The 23612-nt window shown below is 70.7% G+C and carries 19 protein-coding genes; 11 read left to right on the top strand and 8 right to left on the bottom strand.

Annotated features, from left to right (window positions below; all coding sequences use genetic code 11):
- The 5 genes from ITI46_RS11740 to ITI46_RS11720 form a co-directional block, all read left to right on the top strand.
- The coding region (locus ITI46_RS11740; RefSeq protein ID WP_372451908.1) for a cytochrome P450 at positions 1-1284 on the top strand (1284 nt) is incomplete at its 5' end.
- A complete protein-coding gene (locus ITI46_RS11735) occupies positions 1284-2636 on the top strand; it encodes a cytochrome P450 family protein (RefSeq protein ID WP_209239425.1) in 1353 nt (450 codons plus the stop codon). The genes ITI46_RS11740 and ITI46_RS11735, both read left to right, overlap by 1 nt.
- A gap of 462 nt (positions 2637-3098) precedes the next feature.
- Positions 3099-7736: a glutamate synthase large subunit gene (gene gltB / locus ITI46_RS11730; RefSeq protein ID WP_209239424.1), complete on the top strand. Its 4638-nt coding sequence runs from the start codon at positions 3099-3101 to the stop codon at positions 7734-7736.
- Positions 7729-9195, top strand: a complete 1467-nt coding sequence (locus ITI46_RS11725; RefSeq protein ID WP_209239423.1) for a glutamate synthase subunit beta — start codon at positions 7729-7731, stop codon at positions 9193-9195. The genes gltB and ITI46_RS11725 overlap by 8 nt, the downstream gene beginning before the upstream one ends.
- Before the next feature lie 189 nt (positions 9196-9384).
- A complete protein-coding gene (locus tag ITI46_RS11720) occupies positions 9385-10902 on the top strand; it encodes an FAD-binding protein (protein ID WP_209239422.1) in 1518 nt (505 codons plus the stop codon).
- Positions 10903-10984: 82 nt separating this feature from the next.
- Here the strand turns inward: ITI46_RS11720 and ITI46_RS11715 are convergent, their stop codons facing one another.
- From ITI46_RS11715 to ITI46_RS11705, 3 genes are all read right to left on the bottom strand, one after another.
- Complete coding sequence (locus tag ITI46_RS11715; protein WP_247745824.1) at positions 10985-12073, bottom strand: hypothetical protein; 1089 nt, start codon at positions 12071-12073, stop codon at positions 10985-10987.
- Entirely contained in the window at positions 12061-12723 is a 663-nt protein-coding gene (locus ITI46_RS11710) for a hypothetical protein (RefSeq protein ID WP_209239421.1), read from the bottom strand. The genes ITI46_RS11715 and ITI46_RS11710 overlap by 13 nt, the downstream gene beginning before the upstream one ends.
- 104 nt (positions 12724-12827) lie before the next feature.
- Complete coding sequence (locus ITI46_RS11705) at positions 12828-13391, bottom strand: MarR family winged helix-turn-helix transcriptional regulator (protein WP_209239420.1); 564 nt, start codon at positions 13389-13391, stop codon at positions 12828-12830.
- Positions 13392-13459: 68 nt separating this feature from the next.
- Between ITI46_RS11705 and ITI46_RS11700 the strand changes: the two genes are divergently transcribed.
- From ITI46_RS11700 to ITI46_RS11690, 3 genes are all read left to right on the top strand, one after another.
- Complete coding sequence (locus ITI46_RS11700) at positions 13460-14188, top strand: SDR family NAD(P)-dependent oxidoreductase (RefSeq protein ID WP_209239419.1); 729 nt, start codon at positions 13460-13462, stop codon at positions 14186-14188.
- Between the two features lie 95 nt (positions 14189-14283).
- A complete protein-coding gene (gene dapA, locus ITI46_RS11695; RefSeq protein ID WP_209239418.1) occupies positions 14284-15264 on the top strand; it encodes a 4-hydroxy-tetrahydrodipicolinate synthase in 981 nt (326 codons plus the stop codon).
- A 32-nt stretch (positions 15265-15296) separates the two neighbouring features.
- A complete protein-coding gene (locus ITI46_RS11690; protein WP_307808140.1) occupies positions 15297-15998 on the top strand; it encodes a maleylpyruvate isomerase family mycothiol-dependent enzyme in 702 nt (233 codons plus the stop codon).
- Positions 15999-16003: 5 nt separating this feature from the next.
- On the opposite strand, the gene ITI46_RS11685 is transcribed toward ITI46_RS11690, so the two are convergent.
- Both ITI46_RS11685 and ITI46_RS11680 read right to left on the bottom strand, forming a co-directional pair.
- Positions 16004-16858 carry an NAD-dependent epimerase/dehydratase family protein gene (locus ITI46_RS11685; protein ID WP_209239416.1) on the bottom strand — a complete coding sequence of 285 codons (855 nt, stop codon included), beginning with the start codon at positions 16856-16858 and terminating at the stop codon, positions 16004-16006.
- On the bottom strand, positions 16855-17280 hold the full coding sequence (locus tag ITI46_RS11680; RefSeq protein ID WP_209239415.1) for a nuclear transport factor 2 family protein: 426 nt from the start codon (positions 17278-17280) through the stop codon (positions 16855-16857). The genes ITI46_RS11685 and ITI46_RS11680 overlap by 4 nt, the downstream gene beginning before the upstream one ends.
- A 103-nt stretch (positions 17281-17383) precedes the next feature.
- Between ITI46_RS11680 and ITI46_RS11675 the strand changes: the two genes are divergently transcribed.
- Positions 17384-17977, top strand: a complete 594-nt coding sequence (locus ITI46_RS11675; protein WP_209239414.1) for a TetR family transcriptional regulator — start codon at positions 17384-17386, stop codon at positions 17975-17977.
- 66 nt (positions 17978-18043) lie between these two features.
- Here ITI46_RS11675 and ITI46_RS11670 read toward each other — a convergent pair whose 3' ends face one another.
- Entirely contained in the window at positions 18044-18664 is a 621-nt protein-coding gene (locus ITI46_RS11670; protein WP_209239413.1) for an HD domain-containing protein, read from the bottom strand.
- A 323-nt stretch (positions 18665-18987) separates the two neighbouring features.
- Between ITI46_RS11670 and ITI46_RS11665 the strand changes: the two genes are divergently transcribed.
- Positions 18988-20343, top strand: a complete 1356-nt coding sequence (locus ITI46_RS11665) for an MFS transporter (protein WP_209239412.1) — start codon at positions 18988-18990, stop codon at positions 20341-20343.
- On the opposite strand, the gene ITI46_RS11660 is transcribed toward ITI46_RS11665, so the two are convergent.
- Both ITI46_RS11660 and ITI46_RS11655 read right to left on the bottom strand, forming a co-directional pair.
- Positions 20291-21043, bottom strand: a complete 753-nt coding sequence (locus tag ITI46_RS11660; protein WP_209239411.1) for a maleylpyruvate isomerase family mycothiol-dependent enzyme — start codon at positions 21041-21043, stop codon at positions 20291-20293. The two genes, ITI46_RS11665 and ITI46_RS11660, sit on opposite strands and share 53 nt — an antisense overlap.
- Positions 21044-21236: 193 nt before the next feature.
- A complete protein-coding gene (locus ITI46_RS11655) occupies positions 21237-22316 on the bottom strand; it encodes a MerR family transcriptional regulator (RefSeq protein ID WP_209239410.1) in 1080 nt (359 codons plus the stop codon).
- A gap of 301 nt (positions 22317-22617) precedes the next feature.
- On the opposite strand from ITI46_RS11655, the gene ITI46_RS11650 reads away from it, so the two are divergent.
- Positions 22618-23604, top strand: a complete 987-nt coding sequence (locus ITI46_RS11650) for a GlxA family transcriptional regulator (protein ID WP_209239427.1) — start codon at positions 22618-22620, stop codon at positions 23602-23604.
- Positions 23605-23612 lie beyond the last annotated feature (8 nt).

The raw sequence follows: 23612 nt of genomic DNA, 5'->3' as shown, positions 1-23612 counted from the left end.
CAGCGCCAGGCCACCCCCCGGGCGGCGAGCCGGGGATGCCCGGCACACCCGGGCGGCGCCGGCACCCCGGGGCCGGTCCCGCTCATGGGCCCGCGCTTCCACACCGACCTGGAGGCGGTCTACCGGGACATGCGCCGCGACCACGGCCCCGTCGTCCCCGTCACCCTCCCCGGCGAGGTGCCCGCCTGGCTCGTCATCGGCTACCGCGAGCTCTACCAGGTCACCACCGACCCGGTGCTCTTCCCCCGCGACCAGGGGCTGTGGAACCAGTGGGACACCCTCCCGGAGGACTGGCCGCTCCGCCCGATGATCGGCACCCGGCAGCCCTCGGTCTACTTCACCGTCGGCGCGGAGCACCGCCGCCATCTGGCCATGGTCCAGCACGCGCTGGAGACCGTGAACCACATCGAGCTGCACCGCACCGCCGAGGAGATCGCCGACCGGCTCATCGACAGCTTCTGCGGCGCCGGCGAGGCCGAGATCGTCTCCGGCTACGCCAAGCCGCTGCCGCTGCTCACCCTCGCCCGCATCCTGGGCTTCCCGGACTCCGACGGCCCCGAGCTGATCCGCTTCCTGACCGACATGTGCGACGGCGGCCCCGACGCGCTGGCCGGGTTCGAGCGGGCGCTGGCCCTCATGCAGCAGCTGGTCGCCACCAAGCACGCCGCCCCGGCCGCCGATGTGGTCTCCGCGATGCTGGGCCACCCCGAGGAGTTCACCGACGAGGCGTACGCCCTCAACCTCATGGCGATCACCTCCGCCGGGTTCCTCCCGACGGCCGACTGGATCGGCAACTCGGTGCGGCTGATGCTCACCGACGACCGCTTCGCCGCCTCGCTGACCGGCGGCCGGCACAGCATCCCCGAGGCCATGAACGAGGTGCTGTGGGAGGACACGCCCACCCAGATCCTCGCCGGGCGCTGGGCAGCGCGCGACACCCGGCTCGGCGGCCACACCATCGCCCGGGGCGACATGCTGCTGCTCGGCCTGGCCGGTGCCAACGGCGACCCCGCCGCACATACGCACGACAGCCCGGACGGCCTGCGCAACAGCAACTTCGCCCACTTCGCCTTCAGCCACGGCGAGTACCAGTGCCCCTTCCCGGCGCAGGAGATCGCCGAGGTCATCGCCAGAACGGGCATCGAGGTGCTGCTCGACCGGCTGCCCGACCTCGAACTGGCCGTCCCACCCAGCACCCTGGCCCGCCGCCCCTCGCCCTTCCTGCGCGGGATGACGGTGCTCCCCGTCCGGTTCGCCACCACACCCCCGTACGGAGGCCACTGATGAACGGTCCAGCGGTGAACGGCAGCGCAGGACGGACCACGGTGAGCGGCGCCGGTGCAGGGCCCGAAGCGGCAGCGGGGAGCTGCCCGGCCGATGGGGGAGCGGCGTCCGGCTCCGGCGGCTGCCCGATCAGCCTCGATCCGCTCTCCATCGACCCGCTGGTCGGCCGCCTCGCCGAGGAGACCGAGGCGCTGCGCACCGCCGGGCCGCTCGCCCGGATCGATCTGATGGGCGCCGAGGCGTGGACGGTCACCACCCACGCCGAAGCCCGTCGGCTGCTCACCGACTCCCGGCTGGTCAAGGACATCACCACCTGGAACCTGTGGCGCAGCGGCGAGGTGGACGAGAGCTGGCCACTGATCGGCATGGTGGACGCGGGCCGCTCCATGTTCACCGTCGACGGCGCCGAGCACCGGCGGCTGCGGACCAAGACGGCGCAGGCCCTCACCCCGCGCCGGCTGGCGGCGATCCGGCCCGCCGTCGAGCGGATCACCGGCGAGCTGCTGGACGCGATGGAGGCGCACGCCGCTGAGGCGCCCGGCGAGCCCGTCGATCTCAAGGCCGCCTTCGCGCAGCCGCTGCCCATGTCGGTGGTCTGCTCGCTGATGGGCGTCGAACCCGAGCTGGAGCCGCGGCTGCACCGGCTCTACGAGGCGTTCTTCTCGATGCTGACGCCGCAGGACGAGCGGCTGGCCGTCATCCAGGAGCTGGACGAGCTCTACGCGGAGATGGTCGAGGAGAAGTCCGCGTCCCCCGGCGACGACCTCACCAGCGCCCTCATCCTCGCCGACGAGGGCGGCGAGCCGCTGACCGCGGAGGAGGTACGCGGCAATCTGGAGGCCATGGTCGCCGCCGGGCACGAGACCACGGTGACCTTGATCCTGTGCGCCGTACGGGCGCTGCTCACCCATCCGGACCAGCTGCGCCTGGTGCTCGACGGCCAGGTCGGCTGGGAGGCGGTCATCGAGGAGACGCTGCGGTGGGAGTCGCCGTCCACGCATCTGCTGATGCGGTTCGCGACCTCGGATGTCGAGGTCGCGGGGAGGGTGGTGCGGGAGGGCGAGGCGGTGGTGATGTCCTACCGGGCCATTGGGCGGGACCGTGCCCAGCACGGCGAGGATGCGGACTGCTTCGATGTACGGCGCTCCGCGCCCATCCGGCACCTCGCCTTCGGGCACGGGCCGCACATCTGCCCCGGTGCGGGGCTCTCCCGACTGGAGGCGTCGGTCGCGCTGCCTGCCCTGTTCGAGCGGTTTCCGTCGCTGTCGCTGGCCGTTCCGGTCGCGGAGATCCGTAACCGGCCGGTGCTCACGCAGAACGAGCTGGAGTCGCTGCCGGTGCGGTTGCGGTAGCGCCGGTGAGGGGCTGCCCCTGGCTGTTGTTTGCGGGCTGCGGGTTGTTTGTGGCCGCTCGCGCAGTTCCCCGCGCCCCTTCGGGGCGCGGCATGGTGGGCCGGAAAAGACCTGGTGCATGATCCTTGTGTTACTCCGCGGTTTCAGCTTGTGTGGCGCTGGGCAGTAGTCCGTAACGCCGCCGGCAACGACGCCTGCGTGCGAGAGAAAGCCGCTCGTTCACTCGGGGCCACCCACCCCGAACCCTCTGTGCAGGTCCCTCCAGGTCCCATAAGGGCCATTCCGCGTCGGCGCGCTCACACAGTCGCGCCCGCGTTCGTATGGTGAGATGCGTCTTCCACTTTCCGGGAAGTCAGCCACCATGTAACCTGCACGAAAATTTCTGCACCAAGCTTTTTTGCCACATGAGGGCCAACGTCGTCCCTCGGTACGTACCACTGCCACGAGACGACGGGAGAGCCGATGCGTGCTGTGCCGACAGCGGATTGGGCCGCCCACCACCCTGCCAAGCAGGGCATGTACGACCCCCGATACGAGCACGACGCCTGCGGCGTCGGCTTCGTGGCGACCCTGACCGGTGAGCCCAGCCATGAGCTGGTCGAGAAGGCGCTGACCGTGCTCCGCAATCTGGAGCACCGGGGCGCCACCGGCTCCGACCCGGACACCGGCGACGGCGCCGGCATCCTGCTGCAGGTCCCCGACGCCTTCCTCCGCGAGAGCGTCCCCTTCGCACTGCCCGAGCAGGGCTCCTACGCGGTGGGCATCGCCTTCCTGCCCGACGAGGCCGAGGACGCCGGGGCCACCTCGGCGGCCGTCTCGCACATCGAGACGCTGGCGTCCGAAGAGGGGCTGACGGTGCTCGGCTGGCGCGAGGTGCCCGTCGCTCCCGGGCTGCTGGGCCCCGGCGCCCGCGCCACCATGCCCACCTTCCGGCAGCTGTTCGTCGCCGACTCGGCGGGCGAGCGCAGCGGCATCGCTCTGGACCGGCTCGCGTTCGTGCTGCGCAAGCGCGCCGAGCGGGAGGCCGGCGTGTACTTCCCGTCGCTGTCGGCCCGCACCCTGGTCTACAAGGGCATGCTGACCACCGGGCAGCTGGAGCCGTTCTTCCCCGACCTGTCGGACCGCCGCTTCGCCACCGCCATCGCGCTGGTGCACTCGCGCTTCTCCACCAACACCTTCCCGAGCTGGCCGCTGGCCCACCCGTACCGGTTCGTGGCGCACAACGGTGAGATCAACACCGTGCAGGGCAACCGCAACTGGATGCGGGCCCGCGAGTCGCAGCTGAACTCGGAGCTGTTCGGCTCTGCCGGCCATGAGCACAGCGGTGACCGCGGGACGCTGGAGCGGATCTTCCCGATCAACACCCCGGGCGCCTCCGACTCGGCGACCTTCGACGAGGTGCTGGAGCTGCTGCACCTGGGTGGGCGTTCGCTGCCGCACTCGGTGCTGATGATGGTGCCCGAGGCGTGGGAGAGCGCCGAGTCGCAGGACTCCATGGACCCCGCGCGGCGCGCCTTCTACCAGTACCACTCCACGATGATGGAGCCCTGGGACGGTCCCGCCTGTGTCACCTTCACCGACGGCACCCAGGTCGGCGCCGTTCTCGACCGCAACGGGCTGCGTCCGGGCCGGTACTGGGTCACCGACGACGGGCTCGTCGTGCTCGCCTCCGAGGTCGGTGTGCTCGACATCGACCCGGCGAAGGTGGTGCGCAAGGGCCGTCTGCAGCCCGGCCGGATGTTCCTGGTGGACACCGCCGAGAAGCGGATCATCGAAGACGACGAGATCAAGGCGCAGCTGGCCGCCGAGCACCCGTACCAGGAGTGGCTGGACGCCGGGCTGATCGAGCTGGCCGACCTGCCCGAGCGCGAGCACATCGTGCACACCCACGCCTCGGTCACCCGCCGGCAGCAGACCTTCGGCTACACCGAGGAGGAGCTGCGGGTGCTGCTGGCGCCGATGGCCCGCACCGGCGCGGAGCCGATCGGCTCCATGGGCACCGACTCGCCCATCGCGGCGCTCTCCGAGCGGCCCCGGCTGATCTTCGACTACTTCACCCAGCTGTTCGCGCAGGTCACCAACCCGCCGCTGGACGCGATCCGCGAGGAGCTGGTCACCTCGCTGCACTCGCCGCTGGGCCCGCAGGGCAATCTGCTGGAGCCGACGGCCGCCTCCTGCCGCAGCGTCACCCTGCCGTTCCCCGTCATCGACAACGACGAGCTGGCCAAGCTCATCCACATCAACGCCGACGGCGACCTGCCGGGCTTCAAGTCCGCCACGCTCTCCGGGCTCTACCGCGTCGCCGAAGGAGGGGACGGCCTCGCGGCCCGTATTGAGCAGATCTGCGCGGAGGCCGACGCGGCGATCGAGTCGGGAGCCCGGCTCATCGTGCTGTCCGACCGGCACTCGGACGCCGAGCACGCGCCGATCCCGTCGCTGCTGCTCACCTCCGCGGTGCACCATCACCTCATCCGCACCAAGCAGCGCACCCAGGTCGGGCTGCTGGTGGAGGCCGGCGACGTCCGCGAGGTGCACCACGTCGCGCTGCTCATCGGCTACGGCGCCGCAGCGGTCAACCCCTACCTGGCCATGGAGTCCGTCGAGGACCTGGTGCGCGCCGGCACCTTCCTGCCCGGCGCCGAGGAGCTGCCGCCCGAGCAGGCCATCCGCAACCTGATCTACGCACTCGGCAAGGGTGTGCTGAAGGTGATGTCCAAGATGGGCATCTCCACCGTCGCCTCCTACCGCGGCGCGCAGGTCTTCGAGGCCGTCGGCCTGGACGAGTCGTTCGTCGACACCTACTTCCACGGCACCACCACCAAGATCGGCGGCGCCGGTATCGAGGTCATCGCCAAGGAGGTGGCTGCCCGGCACGCCAAGGCGTACCCGTCCTCCGGGATCGCGCCCGCGCACCGGGCGCTGGACATCGGCGGCGAGTACCAGTGGCGCCGCGAGGGCGAGCCGCACCTGTTCGACCCGGAGACGGTCTTCCGCCTCCAGCACTCCACCCGGCAGCGCCGCTACGACATCTTCAAGCAGTACACCCAGCGCGTGGACGAGCAGTCCGAGCGGCTGATGACGCTGCGCGGTCTGTTCTCCTTCAACAGCGGCCGGCCCTCGATCCCGGTCGAGGAGGTCGAGCCCGCGAGCGAGATCGTCAAGCGGTTCTCCACCGGCGCCATGTCCTACGGCTCCATCTCGCAGGAGGCGCACGAGACGCTGGCCATCGCCATGAACCAGCTCGGCGGCAAGTCCAACACCGGCGAGGGCGGCGAGGACCCCGAGCGGCTCTACGACCCGGCCCGGCGCTCCGCGATCAAGCAGGTCGCATCCGGACGGTTCGGCGTCACCTCCGAGTACCTGGTCAACGCCGACGACATCCAGATCAAGATGGCCCAGGGCGCCAAGCCGGGCGAGGGCGGCCAGTTGCCCGGCCACAAGGTCTACCCGTGGGTGGCCAGGACCCGGCACTCCACGCCCGGCGTCGGCCTCATCTCGCCGCCGCCGCACCACGACATCTACTCCATCGAGGACCTCGCCCAGCTCATCCACGACCTGAAGAACGCCAACCCGCAGGCCCGTGTCCATGTGAAGCTGGTCTCCGAGGTCGGCGTCGGCACGGTCGCGGCGGGCGTCTCCAAGGCCCACGCGGACGTCGTGCTCATCTCCGGCCACGACGGCGGCACCGGCGCCTCCCCGCTCACCTCGCTCAAGCACGCGGGCGGCCCCTGGGAGCTGGGCCTGGCCGAGACCCAGCAGACGCTGCTGCTCAACGGGCTGCGCGACCGGATCGTCGTCCAGACCGACGGCCAGCTCAAGACCGGCCGCGACGTGGTGATCGCCGCGCTGCTGGGCGCCGAGGAGTTCGGCTTCGCCACCGCGCCGCTGGTGGTCTCCGGCTGCGTGATGATGCGCGTCTGCCACCTGGACACCTGCCCGGTCGGTATCGCCACCCAGAACCCGACGCTGCGCGAGCGCTACAGCGGCAAGGCCGAGTACGTCGTCAACTTCTTCCAGTTCATCGCCGAAGAGGTCCGCGAGCTCCTGGCCGAGCTGGGCTTCCGCACCCTGGACGAGGCCATCGGTCACGCCGAACTGCTCGACACCTCGCGCGCCGTGGACCACTGGAAGGCCCAGGGCTTCGACCTGGCGCCCCTGCTGCACGTCCCCGAACTGCCCGAGGGCGCCGTGCTGCACCAGGCCACCGAGCAGGACCACGGCCTGGAGAAGGCGCTCGACAACCAGCTCATCAAGCTGGCCGCCGACGCGCTGCAGGCCGACACCGCCGAGCAGGCCGAGCCGGTCCGCGCCCAGATCGCGATCCGCAACGTCAACCGGACCGTCGGCACCATGCTCGGGCACGAGGTCACCAAGAAGTTCGGCGGCGCCGGACTGCCCGACGACACCATCGACATCACCTTCACCGGCTCCGCCGGCCAGTCGTTCGGCGCCTTCGTGCCGCGCGGCATCACGCTGCGGCTGGAGGGCGACGCCAACGACTACGTCGGCAAGGGCCTCTCCGGCGGCCGGATCGTCGTCCGCCCCGACCGGGGCGCCGACCACCTGGCCGAGTACTCCACCATCGCGGGCAACACCCTCGCCTACGGTGCCACCGGCGGCGAGATCTTCCTCCGCGGCCGGGTCGGCGAACGCTTCTGCGTCCGCAACTCCGGAGCGCTGGTCGTCTCCGAGGGCGTGGGCGACCACGGCTGCGAGTACATGACCGGCGGCGCGGCCGTCGTCCTCGGCGGAACGGGCCGCAACTTCGGCGCCGGTATGTCCGGCGGCACGGCCTACGTCGTCGACCTGGACCTGGCGAACGTGAACGCCGGACTGCGCGGTGCCGTCGAGGAGCTGACCGACGACGACAGGGCGTGGCTGCACGAGGTCGTGCGCCGCCACCAGGAGGAGACCGGCTCCACCGTGGCCGCCAAGCTCCTCGCCGACTGGGACGGGCCCAACGGAGCGCTCAGCCGCTTCAGCAAGGTCCTGCCCGCCACGTACAAGGCTGTGCTCGCCGCCAAGGACGCCGCCGAGCGAGCGGGGCTCAGTGAGTCCGAGACCCACGAGAAGATGATGGAGGCGGCGACCAATGGCTGACCCCAAGGGCTTCCTGAACACCGACCGCGAGGTCGCCGAGACCCGCCCCGTCGAGGAGCGGGTCAAGGACTGGAACGAGGTCTACGTCCCCGGCTCCCTGCTGCCCATCATCAGCAAGCAGGCCGGGCGCTGCATGGACTGCGGCATCCCCTTCTGCCACAACGGCTGTCCGCTGGGGAACCTCATCCCCGAGTGGAACGACTACGCCTACCGCGGTGACTGGGCGGCGGCGAGCGAGCGCCTCCACGCCACCAACAACTTCCCGGAGTTCACCGGGCGGCTGTGCCCGGCCCCGTGCGAGTCGGCGTGCGTGCTGGGCATCAACCAGCCGGCCGTCACCATCAAGAACGTCGAGGTCTCCATCATCGACAAGGCGTGGGAGACCGGGAACGTCACCCCGCAGCCCCCGGAGCGGCTGAGCGGCAAGACGGTGGCCGTCATCGGCTCAGGCCCCTCCGGACTGGCCGCCGCCCAGCAGCTCACCCGCGCGGGCCACACGGTCGCCGTCTACGAGCGCGCCGACCGCATCGGCGGACTGCTGCGCTACGGCATCCCCGAGTTCAAGATGGAGAAGCGGCACATCAACCGCCGTATCGAGCAGATGCGCGCCGAGGGCACCAAGTTCCGCACCGGTGTGGAAATCGGCCGCGACATCGACGCGCGGAAGCTGCGCAAGCGGTACGACGCGGTCGTCATCGCGGCCGGCGCGACGACGGCCCGCGACCTTCCGGTCCCGGGCCGCGAGCTGAACGGCATCCACCAGGCGATGGAGTACCTGCCGCTGTCCAACAAGGTGCAGGAGGGCGACTACGTCGAGCCGCCCATCACCGCCAAGGACAAGCACGTCGTCGTCATCGGCGGCGGCGACACCGGCGCCGACTGCGTCGGCACCGCACACCGGCAGGGCGCCGCATCCGTCACCCAGCTGGAGATCATGCCCAAGCCGGGCGAGGAGCGGGACCCGGCCCGCCAGCCGTGGCCGACCTTCCCCATGCTCTACAAGGTGACCTCCGCGCACGAGGAGGGCGGCGAGCGCGTCTACTCCGTCAACACCACCCACTTCGAGGGCGACGAGGACGGCAACGTCCAGTGGCTGCACCTGGTCGAGGTCGAGATGGCGGACGGCAAGCTGACGCCCAAGCCGGGCACGGAGCGGAAGATCCCCGCCCAACTGGTCACCCTCGCCATGGGCTTCACCGGCGTCGACCGCGAGAACGGTCTGGTCGAGCAGTTCGGCGTCGAGCTCGACGCGCGCGGGAACATCGCCCGCGACGGCGAGTACGCGACCAACGTCCCCGGCGTCTATGTCGCCGGGGACGCGGGCCGTGGCCAGTCGTTGATCGTCTGGGCCATCGCCGAGGGCCGCTCCGCCGCGAAGGCGGTCGACCGCTACCTCACCGGCGAGGCCAGCACCCTCCCGGCCCCGATCCGCCCCACGGACCGCGCACTGACGGTCTGACACACCAGAACTTCCGTACAAGGGCGTACGGACGACGCGGCGCCTGCCAGTCCCCGACCGGGTTGTGGCAGGCGCCGCGCTGTGTCGGAGCGATCAGTAGCTGATCCGCGGTGGACACGCCATGATCGAGACCGTATGAGTTGATGTTCCGTCAATGCGGTTCGACTTGAGGCTCGGAGGCGCCACGAGATGAACACTGAAGGTCAGCAACAGCCGGAATTTGCTCGTCGTCGGCTGTTCGGCATAGCCGGGGCCGTGGCGGCGACGACCGTCGTCGGCTTCAACCCGGCCACCTCCGGGTGGGTCACCGCGGCCGAAGCCGCCTCCACACCGGGTATGCGCTCGGTGCCGCCACTCGACGGCAGGCTGGAGATGGATGACCGGACGCGAGCGGCTCATGACCACGATCAGGGCAACATCGTCCTCGGAAAGACTCCCAACGCGGTGCTGTTCCCCGGCTCGGTCAGCGACATCCAGAAGATGATCCGCTACTGCAGGGAGAACGGGATCAAGGCCGCCACCAACACCGGGCACAACAGCGTCCTGGGCCAGACGCTGGTGAACGGCGGGCTTGTGATCAACGGGCGTTCCCTCAACACCATTCACTCGATCACCCCTGAGGGGGCCGATGTGGATGGCGGGGTGCTGTGGATGGATCTGATCAAGGCGGCGGTAGAGGTCGGGCTGACGCCGCCCGCGATCACCGGCTACACCCAACTCGGTGTCGCCGGCACGCTGTCCATCGGCGGCCTCGGCGCTATCACCAGCAACACCGTTGTCTCCCAGGCCGACCAGATCCAGCAGCTGGAGGTCGTGACCGGCGCCGGCGACCTGGTGACCTGTTCCCCGACCGAGAACAGCGACCTGTTCCTGGCCATGTGCGCGGGCCAGGGCCAGTGCGGGGTGATCACGCGAGCCACGGTGAACATGGTTCCCGCGCCGGAACGCGTCCGGTACTACCGGGCGCCGTACAGCGACATTCCCCAGTTCTTCACCGACATCCGCACGCTGCTGTCCCGAGTGGACCAGGCCGATGGGTTCAACTGGGTCGCCAGCGTCAACACGGCCGGCCTCACGGGTCTGGTCAGCCTGTGGGCCGCGGTGGCGTACAACCAGGACAGCCCGCCGCCCTCGGTCGATGTGCTCATGCGCGGGTGCAGCACAACTGCGCACGCCGCCGCGCCGATCGATCTCCCTTACCTCGACTACGTGCTCCAGGTCGACACGATCGTCGACGCGTTCCGGGCCACGCAGAACTGGGACAGGCTGGTCAAGCCGTGGTTCAACGCGATCCTGCCGGACAGCGGCGTAGAGGGCTTCGTGCAAGATCTGTTTCCGAGGCTGACCGCGGAGGATGTCAGTCCCACAACCTTCGTGCTCATCTCGCCGGCCCTGCGGTCCGGTTTCACTCGCCCACTGTTCCGCGTGCCCGACTCCGGCAAGTGGGCGTGGGTTTGTGGAATCCTGACCAATTCGACGTTGCCGGGGCCGGACGAGGAATTCGCCTCGAAGATGCTCGCCCGCAACTACCGGTGGTGGACGGACGTGACGTCGATAGGCGGCAGGCGGTACGTGGAGGACGCGGTGCCGTTCACCGCGGCCGACTGGAAGAAGCACTACGGCGATGAGACGTACGCCGCCTTCGCGGGCTGGAAGAAGAGGTTTGATCCGGACGGAATTCTCGCCCCCGGTGCGGGGATCTTCTGACCTGCCTCGCCGTGACGGCGACCTGAGGCGAAGGGGGCTGCCGGCTTGCCGGCAGCCCCCACGCCTCCAGTTGACCGGCCGGTCAGTCCCGGACGATGGACTGGATCTCCTTCACGGTGACGTCCCTGGTCTCGCTGAACGTGCCGGCCGGCAGATCGCCGCCGGTGCCGTCGGAGCCCTTCCAGCTGATGTTCCAGGTGAGCGTCGCCTTCAGCGGGTACGACCCGTTCTTTCCGCTGGCCCGCAGATACCTGATCCCGCACGGCGGAGTGCGGTCCTTCTTCCCCGCGGAGTACTCCTCGCCCAACTGGCCGTTCTTCACCACGCACTTGCCGGAGCCGGGGTACATCTTGGCGTCTTCGGTGCCCGGTTCGAGGGTGAGGGAGGTGGGCTTCGCCGTGGTGGTCGCCGAAAGGTGGGTGCCGTCCTCCAGGTCGAGGGACGCCGTCACATCCACCGGCTTGAACTTCCCCTTGTCCAGCCACACCCAGGTGTCGAGGTTGACCGTCTGCTTGTCCTGCGGGTTCAGCGAGATGTCGGTCCCCGGAATGGGCAGCTCCTCGTACGCGTACTCCGCGAGGATCTTCGGACTGACCGCGAGCGGCATGTTCTTCGGCGGCTTCCCCTTGGGCACCCAGATCGCGTGCTCGCTGCACGCGTCCGCCTTCGGGTCATCCGCCTTGTTGGGATTCCGCACCCCCTCCCAGAACATGCCCTCGCCCTGCTTGTCGATGTTGTAGTCGTCGTACTTGTCGGCCTGGTAGTAATTGTCGAGAACGTTCTTGGCCTGGCCGCGGAGAGCGTTGGAGAGGTCCGTGGCGTCGGCGCCGGGCGAGAGGATCAGCCCGTCGTCCTCGTCCTTCTTCTTCGGCTTCTCCGGCTTCAGCTCATCGATCCGCTTCTTGAGCTCCTTGGGAGTGGTCTTCGGCTCATACCAGCACGCCGGCGGGTCCCAGTTGGGATCCTTCGGATTCAGCTTGACGGTGTTCTTCCCACCACCGCCACCACCGGTTATCTGAACGTGGGAGACCTCAGCCGCCGCTTTGCCGTTGCCGGCGGAGCCGCTGGCCCGGTCTCCTCGCCTCTTCTCTGCTTGTGCCGGGGACCCCATGGAGAGGGAGACTCCGACGACCAGAGAAAGAGCGACACCCGCCTTCGCTACTTTTCGCATTCCTCTGCTCCCCGTTTCGTCTGGCTGAAATACGCCTGCCAGATTCCACTTTTGCTCCGCCGCATGCGGCTGGTTTCCAGCGTGTCCCTCTTGTCGTCCGACTCGTAGGGGTCGAGCTTTCCTGTCTTGAGGTTTTTGTCGTTCGCCTTCGAGTCGTCGACGCAGTAGGAGACTTGCGCGGTGCTGCTGTTGAGGATTTTCACCTTCTGGTTGTAGTAACGCGTGACGCCGGCCCAGCTGTACTGGTCGTTGGTGTACTCCTCGATGTATTTGGTGGCATCGATGAGTGCCTGACCATCGGTGTACAGCTTCAGATCGTTCGCGCTTTTCCCCGTGGTGATGATCCGGTCCACCACATTGATCCGCGCCTGGTTGTCCGCCAGGACCTCATCCTTCTTCGGGTCACCCGTCTCCGCGTCCTCGAAGACGTTCTTCGCGTCCTTCGCCAGCTTGATCTCCCCGGGCGCCCTGCGCCCAGCGCCGTCGCCCGAACTCTTCGACGGCGAGGGGGACTTGGCCGCCTTCTTGCCCTCTCCCTTGGCGCCGTCGATCTTGTCGTCCGAGCCGCCGTCGCTCCCGCACGCGCCCAGGAGGAGGGACGCGGCGAGGGCTGCTGCGGTCCACATCGCTGTGCTGGCCTGCTTTTTCATGCGCAAGTTCTTCTCAGCTCTCTCTCCGTGGGCGCCGGCGGAACGAATCACCCGCAGTTTTGATCACTTAAAGTTACTACAGTGAAAGGAGTGTCGAACAGTCCTCAGTCCGGTTCTCCCACTTGAGTCAATCGGTGATCATTCAACTGCCGTTGGACGTCCTGAAGCAGGACACGCAGCAACGTGGCGAGTTGGTTCTGCTGCTCGGGGTCGAGGCCCGTCAGCAGTTCGGCCTCGCGGGTGAGGACCTGGTCGACGGTGGACTCGACCAGTTGGTGCCCGGCGGGGGTCAACTCGACCAGGACTGAGCGGCGCCTGCCGCCCCCGGGGCGCCGGGTGACCAGGCCCTCGCGTTCGGCGCGGGCCACCCGCTGGGAGACGGCGCCCGCGGTGATCATGGTGCGCTCGGCGAGTTCGCGCGTGGTGAGGGCGTACGGCTCGCCCGCGCGCCGCAGCACGCTGAGCAGATCCAGCGTGGCGGTGTCCACGCCCGCATGCGCGAGCACGCGGCGGCGGTCGTCGCCGAACAGCTTCGCCAGGCGCCACAGCGGAGTGACGATCCCGATCGAGGAGACGGGTGTGCCGGGGCGCTCGCGCTGCCATGCGGCGGCGATGTCCGCGACCGGGTAGTCGGACGCACTGTCCTGCGGAGGGTGATCGCTTGCCATGGCCCCTTCTTCCCGTGTTACGTTCAGGTCTAAATTTAGGTCTGCATGAACAACGTGGAGGACACTGTATGGCACGCGGCATCCTGGTCACCGGTGGAGCGACCGGCATCGGACTGGCTGTGGCGCGGCATTTCGCGGAGCAGGGGGCGAGGGTCGTCGTCACCGGGCGGCGGCAGGAGGTGCTGGAGGCGGCGGCGAAGGAGATCGGCGCGCAGCCGGTGGTCTGTGACCACACCGACCCGCAGGCGGTGGAGCGGCTGCTGACGCAGCTGCCCGAGCGGCTCGATGTGCTGGTCAACAACGCGGGCGGCAACACCGACTGGACCCGGCCGGCCGGCGGTGAGCTTCCGCCGCTGGAGGCGTTCGTACGCGGGTTCCGCGCCAACCTGGACGCCAATCTGGTCAGCGCGGCGCTGACGACCAAGGCGGTGGAGGACCGGCTGGCCGAGGGCGGCGCCGTCATCAGCATCGGGTCGATCGCGGCCGACAAGGGCTCGGGTGCGTATGGCGCGGCGAAGGCGGGTCTCGCCTCCTGGAACCTGGGACTCGCCCGGGAGCTGGGGCCGCGCGACATCACGGCGAACGTCGTCGCACCCGGCTATGTCGCCGACACCGAGTTCTTCCGCGACCAGCTCACCCCCGAGCGGCGCGACCACCTCATCGCCTCCACCGCGCTGGGCCGCCCGGGCGCCCCTGGGGACATCGCTGGGGCCGTCGCGTTCCTGGCCTCCCCGGCGGCGCGCGACATCACGGCGCAGGTGCTCAACGTCAACGGCGGGGAACACGGCACCCGTTGACCCGATGGCCGGCCCCGCACGATGAAGCGCTGCTTCATCCGCGGCTTCACGGCAATTAAATGGTGCGCGGGCCCGCCCGGCCGCACACTCCGGCCATGCCGATCTCCGCAGGGCCTCTGGGCCGTACCGCAGCAGCCATGGTCACCCCGTTCGACGCCGCCGGGGAGCTCGATACCGACGGCGCCAGGCGGCTCGCCGGGCACCTGGTGGACGAGGGAGGGTGCGATGCCCTCGTGCTGAGCGGGACGACGGGCGAGTCGCCGACCACCTCGGACGCGGAGAAGGCCGCGCTGGTGCGGGCCGTGGTGGCGGAGGTGGGGGACCGGGCGTACGTCGTGGCGGGTGTCGGCTCCAGCGACACCCGCCACAGCGCTGCGCTGGCCCGGGACGCCGAAGCGGCCGGCGCGCACGGGCTGCTGGTGGTGACCCCGTACTACTCACGCCCCACCCAGGAGGCCGTGGCCCGTCATCTGCGTACGGTGGCCGACGCGACCGGGCTGCCGGTGCTGCTCTACGACATTCCGGGCCGCACCGGGACCGCGCTGAGCACCGGCACGCTGCTGCGGCTCGCGGAGCACCCGCGGATCGTGGGCGTCAAGGACTGTGCGTACGACCTGGTCAAGTCGTCCCGGGTGATGGCGGACACCGGGCTGGCGTACTACGCGGGGTGCGACGAGTTCGCGCTCCCGCTGCGGGCGATCGGCGGCGCGGGGTGCATCAGTACCGTCGCCAATGTCGCGGCGCCGCTGGTGCGCGGGGTGCTCGACGCGTACGACGCGGGGGAGCACGGCCTGGCGGCGCGTCGCCATCTCGCGCTCGCCCCGCTGACCGAGGCGGTGATGACCGGTCAGCCGGGCACCGTCGCCGCGAAGGCCCTGCTCAATGCGCGCGGTCTGCCGGCCGGGCCGGTGCGCGGCCCGCTGCTGGACGCGGACCCGGCGCTGACGGCGCGGCTGCTGGAACTGCTGGCGCGGGTCGAGGCGGAGGCGGAGCCGGAGCGGAAGCTGGGGCCGGAGCCGGATGCGGGGACCGGGACCGGGACCGAGGCCAGGACCGGGGCCGGGGTCAGGCGTTAGTGTCGGTGCCCGTGATACCTCCTGTTGCAGAAGTGGCCGAGGCGCAGCGGGTCCTCAGGGGCCTGCTCGCCGACGTGGACGACGAGCACGTCCGGGCGCCCTCGGCGCTGCCCGGCTGGTCCCGTGGGCACGTGCTGGCCCATCTGACCGACAACGCCCGGATGTTCGGCCGCCTCGCCGAGCACGCGCTGCGCGGGGAGCTGGTGCCCACGTACGAGGGCGGGCAGGCGGAGCGCGACGCGATCATCGAGGAGACGGCCGGGCGCACGGCGGCCGAACACCGGGCGGCGCTGGCCGAGCACACCGGGGCGCTGATGTCCGTGTGGGCGCTGGCCAAGGCCGAGGACTGGCGGCGTCCGGTCTCCTTCCGGAACGCGGACATCGCAGCGACCGTGTTCGCCCGATGGCGCGAGGTGTGGATCCACATGGTCGACCTGGACCTCGGAGTCGCCCCGGCGGCCTGGCCCCAGGAACTGGCCGGTCATACGCTGGACTTCCTGCTGAGCAGGCTCCCGTCCGGAGTCCGCCTGGTCGCCACGGATGTGGACCGGGACTGGGAGAGCGGCGGCGGTGACGCACCGGGTGCCGCTGCTGAAGTGCGGGGTGGCGTAAGGGATCTGGCGGCCTGGCTCGCCGGGCGGGTTCCGGGCACGCCGCCCAGCTCACCGAACGGCCTTCCCGAGCTGGGCCCGTGGCCACCGCATCCGCCGCAGCCGGCGGGTCGAACAGCGTAGGTGACTCACTGGAAACCGGAACGGGACAGCTCCCGCTCCGCGAAGGCGCGGAAGCTGCGGGGCGGGCGCCCGGTGAGCCGCTGGACGGTATCCGTGATGCGGTCCTCCGCACCATCGGCGATGTCCCGGTCCAGTCCGGCCAGCAGCGCGGCGAACTCGGCGGGCAGGGCGGCGGCCAGCCGGTCGCGCAACTGTGCGTAGGTCAGCCGCAGGTGGGTGACGGTGCGGCCCAGGACGTCGGTGAGGATGGCCGCGACATCGTCGTAGCTCAGCGCCTGCGGGCCGGTGAGGACCAGGTCCGTGTTCGGGGCCTCGGCGCCGGTCAGCGCGTGGGCGGCGACGGCCGCGATGTCGTCGGCGTCCACGAACCCGACCCGGCCCTCGCCCGTCGCGGTCAGGAGGGTGCCGTCGGTGCGGAGGGTCTGCGCGTGCGGATGCTCGCCGGTGAAGTTCTGCATGAACCATGAGGGCCGCAGCACGGCCCACTCCTCGAACAGGCCGGGCAGTGCCTGGTGCACCAGCCCCGTGGCCGGGCCGCCCGCGGGGATCGCCGAAGAGCTCAGCAGCACCGCGCGGCGCACGCCCCGGGCACGGGCCCGTTCGAGGAAGGGCAGCATGAGGCCGGCCGGATCCGGGTCGCCGATCGGCGGGATGAGATGGATCCGGCCGGCGTCGCGCAGGGCTTCGTCGTGGCTTGCCGGGTCGGTCCAGTCGAAGCGGACGGCCTCGGTGCCGGTCACCGCGGTCGCGCGCCGGGATGCGGCCTTGACGCGGAGTCCGCCGGCGGCGAGCCGGGCGGCGACGCGGCTGCCGGTGGTGCCGGTGGCCCCGATGACCAGGGCGGTGCCGGTCGTGGTCATCGGCTGCTCCCCACGAAGTGGGTCGCCGGGTCCTGGAGTGCCAGCGGGTTCCAGTAGTCGCGGTAGTGGGTGATGAGGCCCCCTTCGGCGGTGACGACGGCGATGTAGGTCATGTCGAACGGGCCGTCGGTCCGCACCAGGCGGCCCACTGCACGCATCTCGACCACGATGGTGCGCGGATCGGTGGTCCGGTGGATCTCCAGGTGCGGAAAGTCGTGGAGGTCTATGTGGTCGGGGTAGGCGCGCATGTAGTCGGCGACCGCGGCCTTGCCCTCCAGCCGCCGGGGCCAACCGTCGGGTGCGAAGGGGAACTCCAGCACCCCGTCGGCGTCCCACAGGCCGACCCACGCGGGGATGTTCTTCTCCAGCATCAGTTGCAGGCTGTGGCGGTAGAGGTCCGCCGGTGCCGTGTGTGTGGGCATGGGCTGCTCCTGTCCCGTACGATACGGACCCGAGGTCCGCTTCGTGAGAGACGATACGGACCAGGGGTCCGCTTTGCAAGTGACGTGGTACGGGAGTGGCCGCATGCCGGAACGCAAACCACGCAAGGACGCCGTCCGTAACCGGGCGGCCGTCCTCGCGGCAGCCGATGACCTCTTCGCCCGCTGCGAGAGCCCCGAGGCCATCACCATGGCCGATGTCGCGGCGGCGGCCGGGGTCGGCAAGGCGACGCTGTTCCGCGCCTTCGGCGACCGCACCGGCCTGATCCGCGCCCTCTACGAAGCGCGCCTGGAACCCCTCAGGAACGCCATCGCAGCCGGGGAGCCGCCACTGGGCCCCGCCGCCACGCCCCTTGAGCGGGTACCGGCCCTGCTGGACGCCGTGCTCTGCTTCAAGTTCGACAACCGGCACCTCGCCCTGGCGCTGGAGGGCACCGGAAGCGACAGCCCCTACCAGGCGACGCACTACACGCGATGGCACCGCACGCTCCGGGATCTGCTGGAGCAGATCCCCGGGTTCGCGGACGGCGCCGCCGACAGCGGCTTCGCCGCGCACGCGTTGCTGGCCGCCACCCGCGCCGACCTCGTCGAACACCTCGTACGCCACGAACAGGCGGAACGCGAGGAGGCACGGGCGCAACTGGCGGCCTTCACCGCCAGGGTGCTGGGCGTGGGCTGAAGTCTCGTCAGGGCCGGGGGCCGGGGGCGGGCGGGGTCGTCAGGGCCGACGGGCCCGGCGGGCCGGTCAGGGGTGCAGCAGGCCGCGGTTGACCGCGGCCTGCCGGACCTCCTCGTAGAGCGCGGTCAGGGTCGGGCTGACGTTCACCCGGGGGAGCTGGAGCCGGTCCAGGGCTGCGGCGTCGGCGTCCACATCGGACCAGCCCTGGCCGGTGAGCAGCCGCATCAGCGCCGGGTTGAGGCGGTCGACACCGCGCACCAGCCGGGCCTCAGGAGTGGCGCCCTCCTCGTACTCCTGCCACAGCGCGAGAAGTTCGGGGCCCAGCGGTGCGGGCAGCGCGCCGAACCGGTCGCGCGCCACCGCCTCCTCCGTGCGCGCCTTCTCCTGCGTACGGGCCTTCTCGGTGGCGGCGTCCGCGCCGGCCGTGTGCCAGGCCGACGGGTCGCCCGCGTCGATCTCCACCACGTCGTGCATCAGGCAGAGCTTCAGCATCCGTGCGAGGTCGAGCCGCAGGCCGCTCTCCCGCTCGAACTCCGTGTGCAGCACCCAGCACACCATCGCCAGATGCCAGGAGTGCTCGGCCACCGATTCGGGCCGCTCGGGCGTGGCCCGGTTGTGCCGTTCCACCTCCCGCAGGCGGGCGGTGTAGGCGATGAAGTCGAACAGGGCGCGGGTGTTGTCCGGCATGATTCTGGTCCTCGTCCCAAAATGTTTGGACCCTGGAGGCGGGGCGCGGTTAAGGTGCGGGCATGTCCAGCCCTGAGGCCTCAAGACTCTAGCCACCGGCTCTCCGGTGGCTGTTTCGCGCCCTCTGCATTCTCTTCCGGCGTTGGCCGCATGCCATCGGATCGCTGTGCCACGGGCTGTTGTGCGGCAGTGCTGCCGCGTGCCCGGCTGGACGGATTCCTCTCCTGACGTACGCCTTCCGGGGCTCTCTCAGGCATGCCCTGCCGCCGGGTGCTGCTCGCGCCTGCCGCTGTCCTTTCCGAGTAGGGATTGCGGAGTTTTTCATGCCATTTGTGCTGTACGTTCTCGCGCTGGCGGTGTTCGCGCAGGGGACGTCGGAGTTCATGCTGTCCGGGCTCGTGCCGGACCTCGCCTCGGGGATGGGGGTGTCCGTCTCGGCGGCCGGGTCGCTCACCTCGGCGTTCGCCGTCGGGATGGTCGTCGGTGCGCCGCTGATGGCGGTGCTGAGCCGTCGCTGCGACAGACGGCGGGCGCTGTTGGGGTTCCTGTGCACGTTTCTGCTGGTGCATGTGGTGGGTGCGGTGACCACGAGCTTCGCGGTGCTGGTCGCAGCCCGTGTGGTGGGCGCGCTGGCCAACGCCGGGTTCCTCGCCGTCGCGCTGACCGCCGCCGCCGGAATGGTGCCGCCCGACGCCAAAGGTCGGGCCACCTCGGTGCTGTTGAGCGGAGTCACCCTGGCCTGCGTCGCCGGGGTGCCCGCGGGGGCGCTGCTGGGGCAGGCGTGGGGATGGCGCTCGGCGTTCTGGGCCGTCGCACTGGTGTCGGCGCCCGCGGTGTTCGCCCTCGTACGGTCGCTGCCGGGCCCGGACGAGGTCGGCCCGGCGGACGTGGTCCGGGCGGACGCCGCCGGCGCGGACGGGGCCGGCGCGGACGGGGCCGGCGCGGACGGGGCGGGCCTGGGTCCGGTGGACCCGGGCCGGGCGGGCGCGGGCCCGGCGGGCGCGGAGACCACCGGCGTCCGCCGGGAGTTGCGGGCGCTGCGCGGGCCGCGGCTGCTGGTGACGCTGTTGCTGGGCGCACTGGTCAACGGCGCCACGTTCTGCACGTTCACCTACCTCGCCCCGCTGAGCACCGAGGTCGCCGGGTTCGGTGACGGCTGGGTGCCGGTACTGCTGGCGCTCTTCGGGCTCGGCTCCTTCCTCGGTGTCACCGCGGCGGGCCGGGTGGCGGACACCCGGCCGCTGCGGCTGCTGGCGGTGGGCGGGAGCGCGCTGCTCGGCGGCTGGGTGCTGTTCGCGCTGACGGCGGGCAGCCCGGTCGCGGCTGTCGCCCTCGTGCTCGTCCAGGGCACGCTGTCCTTCGCCGTCGGCTCGACGCTGATCTCGCAGGCTCTGTACGCGGCGACCGAGGCGCCGACCCTGGCGGGCGGGTTCGCCACGGCCGCGCTCAACGTCGGTGCGGCGCTGGGCCCGTGGGCCGGCGGCCTCGCACTCGACGCGGGGTTCGGCTACCGCTCGCCGCTGTGGGTGAGCGCACTGCTGGTGGCGCTCGCCCTCGCGACGGGCGGGACAGCGCGGGCCGTCGCCGTATGGCGTGCCGCCCGCCGCACGCGTACCGGCGCCGCGGTCACGGCTGGAACAGCTCCCTCCAGCGGTGCGCCACGGACACGTCGCCGCTGAGGCTGAGGTCCGACAGCGGCAGCCGGTTCCACAGCGCGAGGTACAGGTCCCCGGCCGTGCCCTCGTACGTGCAGTCCGGTGCCGCGGGCGGCTCGGTGACGCGTTCGGCGCGCGCCGGGTCGCCCAGGAACGCCGTCCAGGCGGCGCCGGGTACATCCGTGGCCCGTACGTACACCGTGCGGGGATCGGCGGCGAAGCCTTCCGGGGTGCCGCCGCGCGGATAGAAGCTGCACAGCAGCTCGTCGACTCCGTCGGCGGCGAACGCGGCGGCCGTCGGGGAGAGCGGGGCGCCGAGCGCCAGTTCGGCGTCCACCCGGTGCACCGCCGTCTCGTGGGCCTGCCGCCGTGACCAGAAGCCGAGCGGCGAGTGCGCGGGTATGAACGTCCAGCACGACAGGTCGTCCGGCGCCGACTTCAGCGCCTCGACCAGCAACCCGTGCCCCTCCCGCAGCCACGGCGCGAGCTCCTTGTCGGGCAGCTCGGAGAGCTTGGGCGGCTCGGGGGGCCGGACCGGCTCCGTGCGGGCCTCCCGTATGAAGCCGGCGGCCCACCGGTGCACCGTACCGAGATGGGTGGCCAGGTCACGTACCGACCAGTCGGGGCAGGAGGGTACGGGCCCCGCGGGATCGGCCTGTTCGACAGCGTCCGCGAAGAGTGTGCCTTCGCGGTGCAGGTTGTCGATGAACTCGGAGATCTCCATGAGGGGGAGCCTACGGCGCGAAGCCGACAGCAGACACACCCCACGGTGCGCCGCCACCAGGCTCGAGCGAGCGGGGTTGCGCCCCGAAGGGACACGGCTCTCCTGACTTGTTGGGAGAGCCGGTCTCCGTCGGCTTCACGGGTGAGGTCTTTGACAGCGGATCCGGTGCAACCCGAAGTGCTGACGCTCGCTCCTACTGCTGGAGCTCCACGACGTCGGCGACCACACAGCTGACGTTGTCGGGGCCGCCGGAGCCGTTGGCGAGGGCGATGAATTCACGGACGGCCTGCTCGGGTTCCTTGATCTCGGAGAGCACTCGGTGGATCTCTCCGGTCGGCACGACAGTCGACAGGCCGTCGGAGCAGAGCAGATACCGGTCTTCCTGGCGAGCGTCGTGGAGGCGCATGTCGGGGGTGGTGTCGGCTCCGGGGCCCAGGGCCCGGACCAGCAGCGAGCGCTGGGGGTGGGAGGCGGCTTCTTCCGGGCTGAGGCGTCCTTCGTCGACCAACGACTGGACCATGGTGTGGTCGTGGGTGATCTGGAACAGTTCTCCGTCGCGCAGGAGGTAGACGCGGGAGTCGCCGATGTGGACGAGGGCCGGCTGTGATCCGGTCCAGAGCATCGCAGTGAGCGTGGTGCCGGTGTCTTCGGGTGAGGAGCCGGTTCCGGCGACGTCGTGCACGGCCTGTTTGGCCTGTTCAATGACGTCTTCGAGGACGTTGAGCAGATCGCCGGCCGGGATGGTTTCGGTTTCGAGGTGCTTGAGCGCTTCGACGGCGGCTGCGCCGGCAGGGGCTCCTCGGCTGCCGCATCCGTCGGCGATGGCGAGCAGGCGGGGTCCGGCGTAGGCGGTGTCCTGGTTGCTCTCGCGGATCAGGCCCTTGTCGGACAGAGCGGCGTAACGGATTCGCATGGGGCTGGCGGTCGGGGACATGGCAGGGTCCTTCCGGGACAGATGGTCGATGAGGAAGGCGGCCAGATCCCGCCGGGCGGCGGTGTCGGCCTCGACCTGGGCCCAGAACGCGCGGACCTCCTGGGCTGCCGTGGCCGCATCCAGCGTCCGAACGTGCTGGATGCGGGCAAGGGGCATCCCCAGGCGCCGGAGCCAGGCGACCAGTCGGGCTTGGTCCAGTTGTTCCGGTGCGTAGAGCCGGTAGCCGGTCACCGGGTCGACGCGAGCGGGGGTCAGCAGCCCGAGTTCGTCGTAGAGACGCAGCGCCTTCGGCGACAGCCGTGACGCCTTCGCGAACGCCCCGATGGTCAGCAACCCCATGCTCGTTCCTCCTCATGCCGAGCAGTCGCCCGGCCCCACCGATGCTGTGGCCTCCCCCAAGGTGAAGGTCAATCCGGCGCCGCAGCACCTGTGCAGAGACAGTGGACCGGCTCGTCTGTTCGTCCAGGACCTTGCGCGGAGCCTCGATCACCCGCTGGCCGGCGCGGCCCGTGCCGTCCGCCGAAGGGGCGCGGGGAACTGCGCGACCAGCCTCCGCTCACCCGCAGTTGGCCGGCGCGAGTAAGGGGCATCTTCCCGGGCTCGCCGTGATGGGATCGGTGGTATGGATGAGCTGCGGCGGATGCTTCTGGTGGCCTACGACGATGCGCAGATCCTCGACATCGCCTCGCCCAGCGGCGCGCTGGATCTGGCCAACCGGCACGGTGCGGTGCCGCCGTACGCCGTCGAGCTGGGCACCGTGGGCCGGTGCGCGGCGCGCAGTTCGGCCGGGATCCTGCTCGGCGCCGGCTGCGACCTGGAGACGGTCACCGGGCGGCTGGACACGCTCGTCGTCGTCGGCGGGGCCGGCTACGCGGAAGCGGCCGCGGACCAGCGGCTGGTGACACAGGTGCGGCGGCTGGCGCGGCTGAGCCGGCGCGTCGCCTCGGTCTGCACCGGAACCTACGTACTGGCGGCGGCCGGACTGCTGAACAACCGCCGCGTGACCACCCACTGGCGGTACGGGGAGCAACTGGCCGCGCAGCACCCGGGGGTTGCCGTGGACGTCGGCCCACTCCACATCCGCGACGGGAACATCTACACCTCCGCCGGTGTCACCAGCGCCCTCGATCTGACGCTCTCGCTGATCGAGGACGACCACGGGCCCACGCTGGCCCGGGCAGTGGCCCGCGAACTCGTCTCCTACCTGCACCGGCCCGCCGACCAGGCGCAGATCAGCATGTTTCTCGCAGCGCCGCCCCCGGGCGACCGGCTGGTGCGCGACCTGGCGGGCTATATAGCCGGGCATCTGGCCGAGGACCTCGGCCCCCGGGCGCTGGCGGCCAGGGCCGGAGTGAGCACCCGGCATCTGACCCGCCTGTTCACCACCCACCTGGGCACCACGCCGAGCCGCGCCGTGCGGGCTGCGCGGACCGAGGCGGCAGCGCATCTGGTGCGGTCCAGCGCGCTGCCGCTGGCCGCGATCGCCCGCCGCTGCGGGTTCCGCTCGCCGCAGACGCTGCGGCAGGCGTTCCTGGACCACTACGGCGTCGGCGGGGACAGGATTCGCAGGATGCCGGACATGCCGCGACCCCGCGCGGCGGCACCCGCGCAGAATCCCGAGCCATGACATCCCTG

This window comes from Streptomyces oryzae (assembly GCF_017676365.1).
Classification (GTDB): domain Bacteria; phylum Actinomycetota; class Actinomycetes; order Streptomycetales; family Streptomycetaceae; genus Streptomyces; species Streptomyces oryzae.
The sequence above is the reverse complement of the archived record's forward strand: the minus strand, read 5'-3'. Positions and strand labels throughout refer to the sequence as shown.

Excerpts from the sequence above, each read along its gene's own strand:
- gltB (WP_209239424.1), top strand. The coding sequence starts at position 3,099 with ATGCGTGCTGTGCCGACAGCGGATTGGGCCGCCCACCACCCTGCCAAG.
- dapA (WP_209239418.1), top strand. The coding sequence starts at position 14,284 with ATGCCGATCTCCGCAGGGCCTCTGGGCCGTACCGCAGCAGCCATGGTC.
- ITI46_RS11680 (WP_209239415.1), bottom strand. The coding sequence starts at position 17,280 with ATGCCCACACACACGGCACCGGCGGACCTCTACCGCCACAGCCTGCAA.
- ITI46_RS11660 (WP_209239411.1), bottom strand. The coding sequence starts at position 21,043 with ATGGAGATCTCCGAGTTCATCGACAACCTGCACCGCGAAGGCACACTC.
- ITI46_RS11725 (WP_209239423.1), top strand. The coding sequence starts at position 7,729 with ATGGCTGACCCCAAGGGCTTCCTGAACACCGACCGCGAGGTCGCCGAG.
- ITI46_RS11675 (WP_209239414.1), top strand. The coding sequence starts at position 17,384 with ATGCCGGAACGCAAACCACGCAAGGACGCCGTCCGTAACCGGGCGGCC.
- ITI46_RS11715 (WP_247745824.1), bottom strand. The coding sequence starts at position 12,073 with ATGCGAAAAGTAGCGAAGGCGGGTGTCGCTCTTTCTCTGGTCGTCGGA.
- ITI46_RS11700 (WP_209239419.1), top strand. The coding sequence starts at position 13,460 with ATGGCACGCGGCATCCTGGTCACCGGTGGAGCGACCGGCATCGGACTG.
- ITI46_RS11710 (WP_209239421.1), bottom strand. The coding sequence starts at position 12,723 with ATGAAAAAGCAGGCCAGCACAGCGATGTGGACCGCAGCAGCCCTCGCC.
- ITI46_RS11705 (WP_209239420.1), bottom strand. The coding sequence starts at position 13,391 with ATGGCAAGCGATCACCCTCCGCAGGACAGTGCGTCCGACTACCCGGTC.
- ITI46_RS11665 (WP_209239412.1), top strand. The coding sequence starts at position 18,988 with ATGCCATTTGTGCTGTACGTTCTCGCGCTGGCGGTGTTCGCGCAGGGG.
- ITI46_RS11685 (WP_209239416.1), bottom strand. The coding sequence starts at position 16,858 with ATGACCACGACCGGCACCGCCCTGGTCATCGGGGCCACCGGCACCACC.
- ITI46_RS11650 (WP_209239427.1), top strand. The coding sequence starts at position 22,618 with ATGCTTCTGGTGGCCTACGACGATGCGCAGATCCTCGACATCGCCTCG.
- ITI46_RS11720 (WP_209239422.1), top strand. The coding sequence starts at position 9,385 with ATGAACACTGAAGGTCAGCAACAGCCGGAATTTGCTCGTCGTCGGCTG.
- ITI46_RS11655 (WP_209239410.1), bottom strand. The coding sequence starts at position 22,316 with ATGGGGTTGCTGACCATCGGGGCGTTCGCGAAGGCGTCACGGCTGTCG.
- ITI46_RS11670 (WP_209239413.1), bottom strand. The coding sequence starts at position 18,664 with ATGCCGGACAACACCCGCGCCCTGTTCGACTTCATCGCCTACACCGCC.
- ITI46_RS11735 (WP_209239425.1), top strand. The coding sequence starts at position 1,284 with ATGAACGGTCCAGCGGTGAACGGCAGCGCAGGACGGACCACGGTGAGC.